This window comes from Burkholderia lata (assembly GCF_000012945.1).
Lineage (GTDB): Bacteria > Pseudomonadota > Gammaproteobacteria > Burkholderiales > Burkholderiaceae > Burkholderia > Burkholderia lata.
Genome location: NC_007511.1, coordinates 739,209 through 752,351 on the forward strand (window position 1 = coordinate 739,209; position 13,143 = coordinate 752,351).

Below are 13,143 nucleotides of genomic sequence, written 5' to 3' on the forward strand. Positions count from 1 at the left end.
AGCCGTCGCCCCATGCAGCTATTCCTGCTCCAGCTCGTTTTCGTGTTGTCGTGGAGTTCCGGCTTCATCGGCGCCAAGCTCGGCGCGGAGACGGCCGGTGCGTTCAACCTGCTGTTCTGGCGGTTCCTGCTCGTCACGCTGTGTCTTGCGATCGTCCTCAACCGGCAGCTCGGGCGCCTGACGTGGGAGAAGCTTCGCTATCACGCGGTGATCGGCTTCCTGTCGCAGTTTCTCTACCTGACGTGCGTGTATATCGCGATCCAGCATGGCCTGCCGCCGGGCATTGCCGCGATCGTCGCGGCGTTGCAGCCGCTCATCACCGCGGCGATGACGTCGCTCGAAGGCAGCGAGCGCAGCGGGGCGCGACAGTGGGCCGGGCTCGTCGTCGGGTTCGTCGGCGTGGGCATCGTGATCGGCGGGCAATATGCGCTGCCGGCCGGGTCGGTCGGGCTCGTCATGTACCTGCTGCCGCTAGTGTCGGCGCTGGGGCTGTCGATCGCGACGATCTATCAGCGGCGCCGCGCGCTGACGGCCGCGCGCAGTAACGAGGACGGATTGTTCCTGCCGCTGTTCGTGCAGGGCTGCGTGAGCCTGGTGCTGTTCGCGGCGTGCGGGATCGGCACGGGCAACCTGCATGTGCCGACCCAGCCGAACGTGTGGATCTCCGTCGTGTGGCTGACGGTGTTCTCGACCTTCGTCGCCTACCTGTCGTTGTGGGCGCTGCTCAAGCGCATGCCCGCGACGCGCGTGGCGACCCTCGTCTATCTCGAGCCACCCGTGACGCTGATGTGGGCCGCGTGGATGTTCGGCGACCGGATCGAAGTGACGACCTATCTCGGTATCGTGGTCGTCGCGGTTGGCGTGTGGCTGGCCGGCAAGCACGTCGAGCGGCCCGCGCGGGCGCGGCGGGCGAACATGGAGGCGGCTGGCCGCTGAGGCACTGGTTGCGCGCCCGGTTCCGGTGTAGCGTCGCGGTACTGTCATGCCCCGCGAAGGAACCCGATGAAAGTCAAACGGATCGTCGCCAATGTCGACACCCGATCAGTCGACGACGCAAAGCGCTTTTACCAACGGATCTTCGGCCTCGACCTGCTGATGGATCACGGCTGGATCGCGACCTACGGCAACGCCGAGCAGATGGACGTGCAGATCAGCTTCGCATCGCAGGGTGGGTCGGGCACGCCGACGCCCGATCTGTCGATCGAGGTCGACGACGTCGATGAAGCGCTCGCGCGCGTGCAGGCGGCGGGGATTCCGGTCGAATATGGCCCGGCTGACGAGCCGTGGGGCGTGCGTAGGTTCTATGTGCGCGATCCGTTTGGCAAGCTGGTCAACGTGCTGGCGCATCGCTGAATCGGCACGCCGGGGCTGCTTGGGCGGCGTTTGCGCATGCAACGCCAGCCCCTTCATGGCCTTTTCCTTCGCCTTCTTCGGCCCGCGTTTTCCGGTACGAGCGGGCCGCGCAGTTCACCACCGAGCTGCATCATGTTTCGTTCGCCGTCGCTTGCTCCTCCCGCGCATATTGCGCAGGCGGCCGGCCGACGTGCCGCGTGAACGCGACGCTGAAAGTGCTCGCCGAACTGTAGCCCACGCGCCCCGCGATCTCGGCGATGCGGCCCTCGTTGCGGCGGAGCAGATCCTTCGCGAGCGCCATGCGCCACGTGAGCAGGTATTCCATCGGCGCGAGGCCGACCGCGCGGCTGAAGCGTTCGAAAAAGGTCGAGCGCGACAGCGCGGCTTCTTTCGCCAGCTCGACGATCGTCCACGGATGCGCGGGGCGTTCGTGCATGCGGCGGATCGCGGCGGCCAGCCGGCTGTCGGCCAGCCCACGCACGAGGCCGGGCGACGCGTTCGTGCCGGACGTGAAGCGCAGCGCCTCGATCAGCAGCACTTCCAGCAGGCGCGCCAGCACGATGTCGCGCGCAGGGCGCTGCGCACGCGATTCGTCGCGCACGAGTTGCACGAGCGTGGTCAGCCGCGGTTCGCCACGTACGTGCACGAATCGGGGCAAGAGCGAAACCAGCAGCGAGGCGTCCGACGAACCGAAGCTGCAGTTGCCGGCCATCATCCGCGTGTCGACCGGGTTGGCGGGATCGCCGATCCGGAATTCGCCGGGGTCGAGCTCGACCGGCGGGGCGGTTTCGACCCCTGGCGCTGGCGGTTCGAGGCTGGACATCGCGACGCCGTACACCGCCGGAATCAGCATGAAATCGCCGGGCAGCAGCTCGATCGGTGCGTGCCCGTCGATCGCGATCCGGCACCCGCCGTCGAGGATCGCGCAATAGAACGGCTCGCCCGCGACCGTGCGGCTGATCGACCACGGGCTCGCGCCGCGGATGTATTTGGAGTGCCGCGCGCCCGGTTGCAGCAAGGTTACGACTTCGGTCAACGGGTCGATCATCGCCGGACTCTCGCCAATGAAAATCGGATTTTCGATTGTAGCGAATACGGATTCGGCCATCTATCGTACGAACACATGCTCAACACGTCACAGGAGTGAGTTCGCATGAAGACCGTATTGATCACCGGCTGTTCCTCCGGCTTCGGCCTCGAGATTGCCCGCTATTTCCTGGCCCGCGACTGGCAGGTCGTCGCGACGATGCGTACGCCGCGCGAGGACGTGTTGCCGCCGTCGGCGCACCTGCGCGTGCTGGCGCTCGATGTCACGAACCCCGACAGCATCCGCGCCGCGATCGATGCCGCCGGCCCGATCGACGTACTCGTCAACAATGCGGGTTTCGGCGCGGCCGCACCGGCCGAACTGATGCCGATCGACACCGTGCGCGCGCTGTTCGAGACCAACACGATCGGCACGATCGCGGTGACGGAAGCCGTGCTGCCGCAGTTGCGCCGGCGCGGGGCCGGTGTCGTCGTGAACGTCACGTCGAGCGTCACGCTGAAGGTGCTGCCGCTGCTCGCCGCCTACCGCGCCAGCAAGGCGGCGGTCAATGCGTACACCGAATCGGTGGCGCTCGAACTCGAACCGTTCGGCGTGCGTGCGCGTCTCGTGCTGCCGGGCCGTGCGCCCGACACGCGTTTCGCCGACAACGCACGTGCGCACATGCACGGCTTCGAACACGAGGCTTATGCGGAATTTGTCGCGGCGACCTTTGCGCGCCTGGTCGACGAATCCGCGCCGATCACCCATGCGCAGGACGTCGCCGAAGCCGTGTGGCGTGCGGCGACCGATCCGTCGTGCCCGATGCGCATTCCGGCGGGCGCCGATGCCGTAGCGTGGGCGGCCGAAGCGGGCTGAGGCTCGCCGGCATGGGCGCGAACCTGCTGGCCGACGACCGGATCAAGCAGGGTTGTTTGCGTGAATGAGGCGGGATGCCACCGCCTTGAAGCGGGCCGGCGGCGCGGTGGTATGCACGTACGTGCATGCATCACGGACGGATGCGGTCCGTGCGTTTCAGCGCTGTTGCGCTCGGCATGAAAGCACGCCGGGCGCGCTTCCACCCGCTGCCTGTCTATCCGTCGGCCATGCATGGTCGCGCCAGCTACCCCCACCCGATACACGAGCGACCATGCCGAGCCGGACATCGGTTGCTACTGACCGCCCTCATACAGCTGGTTGAGACGCTGAAGATCCCCCGACTTCTGCATGCGCAGGTATTCCTCCTTGACTTGCGCGCGTGTGAGCCCGGTCGGCCCACCGGCCTGCGTACCGGCGCTGGGCATGCTGCCCATCGACGTCGCGCTGATCGCCGAGTCGGACGGCTTGCTCGACGCTGCCGCGGCGCCGTCGTCCTGTGCCCGGGCGAGCCCCGATGCACCCAACACACAAATGACGGCCAGTGCCGCCTTATACATGCTCTTCATCGTGACACCTCACATGAAAAAGCCATGCAACCACCACGACGCGGATTCCGTATCGTCCGCGTACGTCGACGTTCCGCATGCGTGCGGCTGCTTGCGGCGCGCTCACCTGCATCGTGATGCGCGACGTGTCGGCATCCGCGGTCGACTGGCCTGCGCCTGTCTGCGCCCGCACGCGTCACGTCGGTCCTCCCCCGGCAATTCCCCAAGGCTTTACGGCGACTGACGCACCGGCCTGCGCAGATTCGCGCGATGGTTCTGTCGCGCGTGTCGAGTCGTCTTGTGCGCGTTTGACTCGCGCATCGTGAATCGGGTCGTTCCGCCATCATGGCATCGCGCCGGACAAATGCCCCATGCCGAACGCAGGAGTGGGTTCGTCACGCGAATGCAGCCGGAATGGCGAAATGATAGAACCCGCATGCCGGTTTAACGCCCTCTTGAAAGGGGGCAATTGCCGTAGTTGTCATGTGGAATGCCTACACTGCACAGACATCGCGGAGCGTGTGAAGTCGAGCGTCTCGTCGCGGCCCGCGAGCGAATCCGGTGCCTGTTCGAGGAGCGCAGTCATGTCTGACAAACACGTCGCGCTTGCGAGTCATATTCGTCGGCTCTGTTCGCTTGCCGTCGAGCCGCATCTCGTCATTCCTCATGTGATTGAGGCGACCCGGCACATCGTCGGTGCCGATTGGGGCATGTTCTTCTATGCCGACGAACACTACGCGGTGTCGGACGTGTGCAGCGAAAACGAGGTGGTCTACACGCTGTTGCCGACGTATTTCGCGAACATCCACAACACGTCCCGGCAGGAGGTGCTGGGCATCACGTTTTCCGATGCGATGCGCCGCGGGCGCGGCTTCGACAACAGTGCGCACTACGACCATGCATTGCTGGCGAGCGACATGTATGCGGACCTGTGGCGACCGGTGTCGATGCGCCACTGTCTCGAGCTGACCGCGACGGACGGCACGCGCGGCTGGGGCAGCTTGCTTCTGTCGCGCGCTCCAGGCTGTCGTCCGTTCTCGGAAAAGAATCATCGTGACATCGAGCCCGTGGCGCGGCATCTGGCCCATGCGCTGTCGCGGCCCGTGCAGCCCACGCTGCAGGAATCGGAATGCAGCGAGTCCGCGATCATGGTGATCGACGACGATGGCCGGCTCCTGCTGCACAACGCGGACAGCATCCGGATGATGGCGCTCGCGACCGGCGAGCCGCTCGCGTTCTACCATCACGAACGCTTGCCGGACTGGCTCGCGCCGCTGAGGTCGAACCTCAACCGGATCTGGCTCGGCTACCCGGCGCCACCCGCGACGCTCGAGCGTCGCAACCACGCAGGGCGTTTCCGCTTCAAGGCCTATCGATGTACCGACGCGGCCGCGCTGCAACGCGATGCCGCGATCGTGATCTACATCGAACACTTTCCGCCGCTCAGGCTGATGGTCGAACGGCTCGGTTTCGCGTTCGGCCTGACCGAGCGGCAACGCGAACTCTGTGTGCAACTCGTGCTCGGCCGCTCGCACAGCGAGATTGCGCGCGACTTCGCGCTGCGCGACAGCACGGTCGTCGATCATGTTCGCAAGATCTATCGCCGGCTCAACGTCCACAATCACGACGAATTGCGCAGCGTGTTTCGGTCCGGGCGGCTCGACTAGGTTTCGACACGTGCGGCGCCGCCCGTGGCGCGCCGTTACAGCGCGCGCCGGATCGCCTGCTCGAGCAACGACAACCCGAGATCGATTTCCGCTTCGCTGACGGTCAGCGGCGGCGCGATCCGGAACACGCCGCCCATGCCGGGCAACTGCACGATGTTCATGCTGAGCCCGAGATTCATGCATTCGCGCGTGATCTTCGCGCCGAGCCCGTCCGCCGGTTCCTTCGTGCGGCGATCCTTGACGATTTCGACGCCGAGCAGCAGCCCGCGTCCGCGCACGTCGCCGATGCAGTCGAAGCGTTCCATCAGGTCGAGCAGGCCGCGCCGGAGCCGGTCGCCCATCACGTTGGCCCGTGCGACGAGCCCGTCGCGCTGCACCACGTCCAGCACGCGCAGGCCGACTGCGGCAGGCAGCGGGTCCGACACGTGAGTCGTGTAGAACAGGTAGCCGAGTTCGTGCGCGCGTTCCTCGATTGCCGCGGACGTCACGATCGCCGCGAGCGGCAGTCCGGCGCCGAGCGTCTTCGACAGCGTCAGGATGTCGGGCGTCACGCCGTCGTGCTGGCACGCGAACATCGTGCCGGTGCGCCCGACGCCCGTTTGCGCCTCGTCGAGGATCAGCAGCATCCCGCGTTCTTCGCACTTGCGCTTGAGCGCCGCCATATAGCCTTCCGGCAGCTCGATGATCCCGCCCGAGCTGAGGATCGGCTCCGCGATGAACGCGGCGAGGTTGCCGCTCGACTGGCGGTCGATCAGGTCGAACGCGTAGTCGAGTTCGGCCAGATAGTCGTAGGCGCCGTTGCGCTCGAAGCGCGGCCGGTACGTGAACGGCGCCGGAATCGCGAATGAGCCGACGGCGGCCGGGCCGACGCCCTTGCGGCCGGCGCTGTACGTGGCCGATGCGGCCGCGCCGGTCATCCCGTGCCACGACTGCGCGAAGCCGACGATCTCGTACTTGCCGGTGACGAGCTTCGCCATCCGGATCGCCGCTTCGTTCGATTCCGCGCCGGTGCTGAGCAACAGCGCGCGATCGAGCCCGGCGGGCGTGACGTCGGCGAGACGCGTCGCGAGGTCGACGACCGGCCGCGACAGCATCCCGCTGAACAGATGGTCGAGCTTGCCCGCGTACTCGCCGATCACGGACACGATCTCCGGATGGCTGTGGCCGAGCACCGCGCTCATCTGGCCCGACGTGAAATCGAGGATCGCGCGGCCGTCCGCGTCGTACACGAAGCTGCCTTTCGCGCGCTCGATGATCAGCGGCTCGAACGTGCCGCCGTAGCGGACCAGGTGCTGCCTGGCGTTGCGCCAGAAGGTCGGGTCGTCGTTCAGGGACATCGGGCGTCTCCAGACAAGAGGCAAAGGGGCAGGGTGGCGCTTGCAGTCTAGGCGCGTGTCTGGTTTGATGGAAACGAATAGTTCTTATGCAAGGTAGAAAAGGAGCTAATACCTTGGCGCTTTCGCTCGAAATCGACCTGCTGCGCTCGTTCGTCGTGATCGCCGAGGTGCGCGCGCTCAGCCGCGCGGCCGCGCGGGTCGGCCGGACCCAGTCCGCGCTCAGCCAGCAGATGAAACGGCTCGAGGAGGTGGTCGACCAGCCGCTGTTCCAGCGCACCGGGCGCGGCGTGGTGCTGACCCATCCGGGCGAGCGGCTGCTCGTGCATGCGCAGCGCATCCTGCGGCTGCACGACGAGGCGATGGCCGACCTGTGCGGCACGGGGTTGTCGGGAACGATCCGCTTCGGATGCCCGGACGATTACGCGGAGGTCTGGCTGCCGTCGCTGCTGCGGCAGTTTTCGAGCCAGCATCCACAGGCGATCGTTGAAGTCGTCTGCGGGCCGACGCCGCGGCTCATCGAGCAGCTGGAGAAACGCGCGGTCGATCTGGCGATGATTTCATTGCCGGACGACGGCGCGAACGACGACATCATTCGCCGCGAGCAACTGGTCTGGATCGGCTATCCGGGGCTCGAACCCGCGCATTTCGATCCGTTGCCGCTGGCGCTGTCCGATCGCGACACGCTCGATCACCTCGCGGCCTGTGAAGCACTGGATCGTGCCGGGCGCGATTACCGCGTTGCGTATGCGAGCAGCAGTCTCGCGGGGCTGATCGCGCTGGTGCGGTCGGGGCAGGCGTTCGCGGTGATGACGCAGACGGCGGTGCCGGCCGACCTCGCGATCGTCACCGGCGATCCGCGCTTGCCGCCGTTGCCGGCCGTGGGCATTGCGCTGAAGTTCGATCGCAAGCGGCCGTCGCATCTGACGGCGGCGTTCGCCGACCATATCCGGCTCACGCTGCCGCTGTTGTGATGCGCGCGGCCTGCGCGACGAAGCATCACTCGACCGTCGACGAGGCCGACACCTTTGCCGATCCGCGTGCGTCGGCATCCGCATCCGCCGTTGCATCGCGCACGCGGATCGCCGCCTGCATGCCCGACAACTTCAGTTCGGTTTCCTGATATTCGTTGACCGGCTCGGAATCGGCGACGATGCCGCAGCCCGCGAACAGCCGGCACGCGCCGCCATCGACCAGCGCGGAGCGCAACGCGACGATGAAATCGCCATTGCCGTGCGCGTCGATCCAGCCGACGGGCGCCGCATACCAGCCGCGATCGAAGCCTTCATGCGCACGGATGTGGTCGAGCGCTTCGGCGCGCGGATGGCCGGCCACCGCCGGCGTCGGGTGCAGCGCCGCGACGACCTGCAGCAGCGTCGCGTCCGCCTTCAGCGTCGCGCGGATCGGCGTGCCCAGGTGCTGCAGCCTCGGCAGCCGGTGCAGCGACGGTTGCTCGGGCACGTCGAGCGCGCGTGACAGCGGCGCGAGCGCAGCGCGGATCGCGTCGACGACGAGCGCGTGTTCGAGTCGCTCCTTCGCGGAATCCATCAGCGCCGCACCGAGCGCGCGGTCGTCGTCGGGCGTGGCGCCGCGCCGGATCGTCCCGGCCAGCGCATGCGTGCGCACGTCGCCGGCCGCGACACGCGCGAGCCGTTCCGGCGTGGCGCCGACGAAGCAGGCGCCTTCGCGGCGGACCGCGAACAGGTGCGCATGCGCGTCGCGCTTGCGCAGCCGGCGCAGCAACGGCGCGACGGCAACGGGCCGCGCGTACTGTTCGAGCACGTCGCGCGCGAGCACGACCTTGCCGAACGCACCGCCGTGGATTGCGTCCACCGCGCGCCGCACTTCGTGCTGCCACTCGCTGGCTTGCAGCGCCTGCGTGTGCAGCAGATGCGGGGCATCGTCATCGTGGGCGGCGGCGAGCGTGCCGAGCGACTCGATGCGCGCAAGACACGCATGCGCGAGCGCGGCCGGATCGTCGTGCGCGGCGACGACGTGCTGGCAGACGGCCCAGTGCGCATCGCTTTCGCGCACGATCAGCAGCTTCGCCACCGTCATGCTCGCGTCGGGAAACGGCGCCCAGTGTGCGCTGCGCGCGCCATGCGAATCGAACCGGAAGCCGCCGACGACGCGCGGCGGTTGCGGGCCGGCCATCACGGCATCGCGAACGAGCGTGCGCCAGCGCGCATCGATCTGCGCGAAGCGCGTGTCGCCGGCGGCGGTCAGTTCGAGCGCGCAGTCCCAGCCGAACAGCGTGACGGGCGCATCGCCGGCTTCATGGAAGAACCACGGCGTGGCGCCGTCGTCCCACGCGGCGATCAGGTCGAAGAAGTCGAGCGGGCGCAGCGGCACCGACACCGACGCGAGCGTCGGCGTTCCGGTATCGGCGGCGCGGCGGGCCGCGCGGGCGAACGTGTCGTGCAGCAGCGGGAGGCCGGCGTTCATGCGAGCCCCCGCTGTTGCCGCCAATACTGCGTCTGCTGCGCGATGTACCACGCGATCAGGCCCGAGAACAGCGTCTCGACGTAGTCGGCATCGAGGCCGGCCTGTTCGGCCCAGCGGCGCCGGTCGGGCAGCATCGCGGCCACCCGTTCCGGCGCGGCGATGCTCGCTTCGTCGGGCTTGAAGCGCGACGCAGCCTTCACGTACTGCATGCGCTGGCCGAGTGCGTCGATGATGTCGGCGTCCAGGCGATCGATGGCGTCGCGAATGTCGGGTAGCCCCGTGCAGGCGTCCGGTGTCTTCATGTGTACTCCTTTCCGTAACGAAGGGATTGGTCGATCCGTTCGACCAGATGCGCGATCACCGCCGGGTATTGGTGGCGCAGGTAGAAGTGGTCGCCGCTGAACGTCTCGATGCGGATCGGGCGCGACGCGACGTCTTGCCACGCGTGCGCTTCGTCGTTGTCGAGCTCGGAATCGGCGAGCGGCAGCATCACGCCGAGCGGCGTATTGAGCCGCGGCGGCCGGTCGCGGCGATACGTCTCGATCGCGCGGTAGTCGCTGCGGATCATCGGCAGGTAGATCGCGCGCATTTCCGGATCGGCGAGCAGCGCGGCGTGCTCGCCGGACAGCCGCGCGACATCGGCCACGAGCGCATCGTCGGATTGCAGGTGCAGATCCGACAGGCGCTGGCGATGCGGCGGCGGCAGCGCGGACACGGCCAGGTAAAGCGGCGCCGCGCCGCGCGCTTCGAGCCGCGCCGCCACCTCGTAGGCAAGCGCCGCGCCGAGGCTGTGCCCGAACAGCACGAGCGGTGCGTGCGCATAGCGTTGCAGCGCGTCGGCGGCGGGGCCGGCGAGTGCGTCGATCGACGCCAGGCACGGCTCGCCGAAGCGTTCCTCGCGGCCCGGATACTGCAGCGCGAGCAGGTCGACGTCCCACGGCAGCGCGCGGCTCCAGCCGCGAAAGAAGTTCGCGGTGCCGCCCGCGTGCGGGAAGCAGACGAGCTGCGCGCGCGGGCACGGCGACAGGCGCAGTTCGCGGATCCAGTTCGAATCGGTCGGTCGTGCGCTCATGCGGCGGCCGCCTGCAACTGACGGCGCAGCAGGTCGCGCAGCGATTTCTTGCTGGTCTTGCCGATGCCGGTTTCCGGGAAGCGCGGCATGAACTCGATGCGATCGGGAATCTTGAACGCCGCGAGCCCGCAGTCGCGCAGGTAGCGTTTCAGCACCAGCCTGGACGGTGCGGGCGCGCGGGCGACGACGAATGCGCACGTGCGCTCGCCGAGCAGCGGGTCGGGCATCGCGACGACCGCCGCGTCGTGCACCTGCGGATGCGCGAGCAACAGGTTCTCCACTTCCTCGGCGGAGACCTTCTCGCCGCCGCGATTGATCTGGTCCTTGTCGCGGCCTTCGACGACGAGGTCGCCGTCCGCGGTGCGCCGCACGCGGTCGCCGCTGCGATAGAAGCCGTCGGCGGTGAACGCGGTCGCGTTGTGCTCGGCGAGCCGGTAGTAGCCGCGGATCGTGTACGGGCCACGCACCTGCAACTCGCCGATCTCGCCGGGCGCGACCGGTTCGCCGGCATCGTCCACGATGCGCACTTCGTCGCCGTCCGATACGGGGCGCCCCTGCGTCTGCGCGATCCGTTCGGGCGAATCGTCGAGCCGCGTGCAGCAGATGAGCCCTTCGGCCATGCCGAACACCTGCTGAAGCCGGCAACCGAGCACGGGCGCGACGCGCGCGGCCGCGTGGTCCATCAATCGCGCGCCGCCGACCTGCAGCACGCGCAGGCTCGACAGGTCGGCCTGCCGTTGCGGCTGCTCGTCGAGCCACAGCAGCGCGAGCGGCGGCACGAGCGCGGTATGCGTGACGCGCTCCTGCGCGATCAGCGCGAAGCTCTGTTCGGGCTCGGGCCGCCCGGTCGTGACCACGCGGCCGCCTGCGAGCAGCGCGCCGATCGTGCCGGGGCAGCACAGCGTGAAGTTGTGCGCCATCGGCAGCGCGGCGAGATACACGGTGCCGGCGTCGAAGCTGCTCGCGGCGCTGCACGCGCGCACGTTGTACAGGTATTCGCGATGGCGGCGCGGGATCAGCTTCGGCGTGCCGGTTGTGCCGCCCGACAGCTGGAAGCACGCGATGTCGTCGGCGCGTGCCGCGCATTCGCGCAGCGGCGGCGCGTCGTACAGCGCGTCGAATGGGGTGAACGCATGGTCGTCACCGGCCATCACGATGTGCTCGAGCGTCGGGCAGTCGGCCTGCAACGCGGCCGCGAGCGGCCGGCAGTCGAACTCGCCGAGTTGTGCCGCGCCCAGGTACGCACGCGCGCCGGCGAAGCGGCAGAACGCGCCGACCTCGTAGTGCCGGTGAGCGGGGAGGGCGAGCACCGGCCGCACGCCGAGCTGGAACAGCGCGAAGCAGGTCTCGATGAAGCGCGCGCCGTTCGGTAGCTGGACGACGACCGCGTCGCCGCGCGTCAGGCCGAGACGGGCGAGGCCGCCCGCAAGCCGGCGGATGCGCGACAGCAGGTCGCGGTAGCTGAGCCGGCAGGTGCCGTCGACGATGGCGAGCGCATCGGGATCGCGCTGCGCCTGTGCGTCGAGTGCGTCGAAGAAAGTCGTGTCTTGCCAATAGCCGGCGTCGCGATAGCGGCGCGCGAAGTCGTCGGGCCAGTCGGGCGCATCGGCCGGGAGGGCCGGCGCCACGGAGGGAAGGGAGGGTTGCATGCGCTGACCTTGGGTTCCGGCAAGTTGTCAGAAAATGTAAATGAGAGGTATTATCATTTGTAACAAGTGCCGCGATAACGCCGTTTCTTTCGATATCGCGGCAATTTCATTCGATCGGGCGCCTGTCGCGCGGCGCCCGCCCGGCCCGGCCGGACAATCGGCCGGTTGCCGCCGGCGCGCGCCGGGCCGCGCGTGCCGCCTAACCAACGGACCTCCGATGAGCTCGACCTCCTTCGCTTCGTCACGACGTCACCCGCCGGTGCTCGTGCCCGGCAATCATCCGGGCGTGGTGCACATCGACGCGGGCATGAAACTCATGAGCGGCACGCTGTGCTCGGACAGCCGCGACTGGTACGAGGAGCCGCTCGAAAAAGGGCTGAAGCTCGTCCTCGTGCAGAGCGGGCAGTTGCGCTGCCGCGTGCCGGGCCAGCCCGAGCAGTGCATCAAGGGGCCGGGCCTGTGCGTGATCGCCAACGACGGCGAATTCACGACGCACCAGATCTACGACCGCGACACGCCGCTGCGCTACACGATCGTGCAGCTTGGCCTCGATGCGCTCGACCGCAACCTGAGCCTGTTGCCGGAGAAGATGCTCGCGCCGACGGGCGGCGATCCGCGCATCGTCAGTTGCCCGGCGTCGAAGGCGCTGCAGGCGCTCGCGGTGCAGATCGCGACGTGCCCGTTCGAGGGTGCGGTGCGCGAGTACTACCTGAAGGCCAAGGCGTTCGAGCTGACCGCGCTGAGTGCGCAGCTTCTGGCGACGCAGCGGCAGTTCGCGCCGGCCGACGTGCGCGTCACGTCGTCGGATGTCGAACGCGTGTACGCGGCGAGTGACATCCTGACGCGCGAGTTGCAGCAGCCGCCCACACTCGATGCGCTCGCGGGCCGGGTGGGGATGAATTCGCGCAAGCTGACGGCCGGCTTCCGCAAGGTGTTCGGCACGAGCGTGTATGCGTACCTGCAGGAATACCGGCTGCGGACCGCACACGCGATGCTGTGCGCGGAGGACGCGAACGTGTCGACCGTCGCGTACCGGGTTGGCTACAGTCCCGCGCATTTCTCGATCGCATTCCGCAAGCGCTACGGCATTTCGCCGAGCGATATTCGTGCGTCGTCGAACGCAATCGACGACGTCGAGATGGAGAGCGCGGCAATCTAAAACAACTGACCGGCAG

Annotated in this window: 13 protein-coding genes; 6 read left to right on the forward strand and 7 right to left on the reverse strand. The window is 68.0% G+C overall.

Annotated elements, in window-relative coordinates:
- The first annotated feature begins 12 nt into the window (after positions 1 to 12).
- Together BCEP18194_RS26075 and BCEP18194_RS26080 are read left to right on the forward strand one after the other, a co-directional pair.
- The gene (locus tag BCEP18194_RS26075; RefSeq protein ID WP_011354267.1) at positions 13 to 936 is read left to right on the forward strand and encodes a DMT family transporter; all 924 of its coding nucleotides are present in this window, start codon (positions 13 to 15) and stop codon (positions 934 to 936) included.
- 66 nt (positions 937 to 1,002) lie between these two features.
- Positions 1,003 to 1,353 (forward strand): VOC family protein, encoded by a 351-nt coding sequence (locus BCEP18194_RS26080; protein ID WP_011354268.1) that lies wholly within the window; start codon positions 1,003 to 1,005, stop codon positions 1,351 to 1,353.
- A 130-nt stretch (positions 1,354 to 1,483) separates the two neighbouring features.
- Here the strand turns inward: BCEP18194_RS26080 and BCEP18194_RS26085 are convergent, their stop codons facing one another.
- Positions 1,484 to 2,461, reverse strand: a complete 978-nt coding sequence (locus BCEP18194_RS26085; RefSeq protein ID WP_011354269.1) for an AraC family transcriptional regulator — start codon at positions 2,459 to 2,461, stop codon at positions 1,484 to 1,486.
- Positions 2,462 to 2,506: 45 nt separating this feature from the next.
- Between BCEP18194_RS26085 and BCEP18194_RS26090 the strand changes: the two genes are divergently transcribed.
- Positions 2,507 to 3,256, forward strand: coding sequence for an SDR family oxidoreductase (locus BCEP18194_RS26090; protein ID WP_011354270.1), 750 nt, complete (start codon positions 2,507 to 2,509; stop codon positions 3,254 to 3,256).
- 293 nt (positions 3,257 to 3,549) lie between these two features.
- Here the strand turns inward: BCEP18194_RS26090 and BCEP18194_RS26095 are convergent, their stop codons facing one another.
- Entirely contained in the window at positions 3,550 to 3,822 is a 273-nt protein-coding gene (locus tag BCEP18194_RS26095) for a hypothetical protein (protein WP_011354271.1), read from the reverse strand.
- 563 nt (positions 3,823 to 4,385) lie between these two features.
- Between BCEP18194_RS26095 and BCEP18194_RS26100 the strand changes: the two genes are divergently transcribed.
- Entirely contained in the window at positions 4,386 to 5,468 is a 1,083-nt protein-coding gene (locus BCEP18194_RS26100; protein WP_011354272.1) for a helix-turn-helix transcriptional regulator, read from the forward strand.
- 35 nt (positions 5,469 to 5,503) lie between these two features.
- Here BCEP18194_RS26100 and BCEP18194_RS26105 read toward each other — a convergent pair whose 3' ends face one another.
- Complete coding sequence (locus tag BCEP18194_RS26105; RefSeq protein WP_011354273.1) at positions 5,504 to 6,805, reverse strand: aspartate aminotransferase family protein; 1,302 nt, start codon at positions 6,803 to 6,805, stop codon at positions 5,504 to 5,506.
- An 86-nt stretch (positions 6,806 to 6,891) separates the two neighbouring features.
- On the opposite strand from BCEP18194_RS26105, the gene BCEP18194_RS26110 reads away from it, so the two are divergent.
- Positions 6,892 to 7,776, forward strand: coding sequence for a LysR family transcriptional regulator (locus BCEP18194_RS26110; RefSeq protein WP_011354274.1), 885 nt, complete (start codon positions 6,892 to 6,894; stop codon positions 7,774 to 7,776).
- A 25-nt stretch (positions 7,777 to 7,801) separates the two neighbouring features.
- Here the strand turns inward: BCEP18194_RS26110 and BCEP18194_RS26115 are convergent, their stop codons facing one another.
- The 4 genes from BCEP18194_RS26115 to BCEP18194_RS26130 are packed head-to-tail and all read right to left on the reverse strand — an operon-like array spanning position 7,802 to position 11,968.
- Positions 7,802 to 9,247 carry an isochorismate synthase gene (locus tag BCEP18194_RS26115; protein WP_011354275.1) on the reverse strand — a complete coding sequence of 482 codons (1,446 nt, stop codon included), beginning with the start codon at positions 9,245 to 9,247 and terminating at the stop codon, positions 7,802 to 7,804.
- Entirely contained in the window at positions 9,244 to 9,549 is a 306-nt protein-coding gene (locus tag BCEP18194_RS26120) for an isochorismate lyase (RefSeq protein ID WP_011354276.1), read from the reverse strand. Before BCEP18194_RS26120 ends, BCEP18194_RS26115 begins: the two co-directional genes overlap by 4 nt.
- The gene (locus tag BCEP18194_RS26125; RefSeq protein ID WP_011354277.1) at positions 9,546 to 10,319 is read right to left on the reverse strand and encodes a thioesterase II family protein; all 774 of its coding nucleotides are present in this window, start codon (positions 10,317 to 10,319) and stop codon (positions 9,546 to 9,548) included. The genes BCEP18194_RS26120 and BCEP18194_RS26125 overlap by 4 nt, the downstream gene beginning before the upstream one ends.
- Positions 10,316 to 11,968 carry a (2,3-dihydroxybenzoyl)adenylate synthase gene (locus BCEP18194_RS26130; RefSeq protein ID WP_011354278.1) on the reverse strand — a complete coding sequence of 551 codons (1,653 nt, stop codon included), beginning with the start codon at positions 11,966 to 11,968 and terminating at the stop codon, positions 10,316 to 10,318. The genes BCEP18194_RS26125 and BCEP18194_RS26130 overlap by 4 nt, the downstream gene beginning before the upstream one ends.
- Before the next feature lie 217 nt (positions 11,969 to 12,185).
- Here BCEP18194_RS26130 and BCEP18194_RS26135 point away from each other — a divergent pair, with 217 nt between their 5' ends.
- On the forward strand, positions 12,186 to 13,127 hold the full coding sequence (locus BCEP18194_RS26135; protein ID WP_011354279.1) for a helix-turn-helix domain-containing protein: 942 nt from the start codon (positions 12,186 to 12,188) through the stop codon (positions 13,125 to 13,127).
- Positions 13,128 to 13,143: the final 16 nt, after the last annotated feature.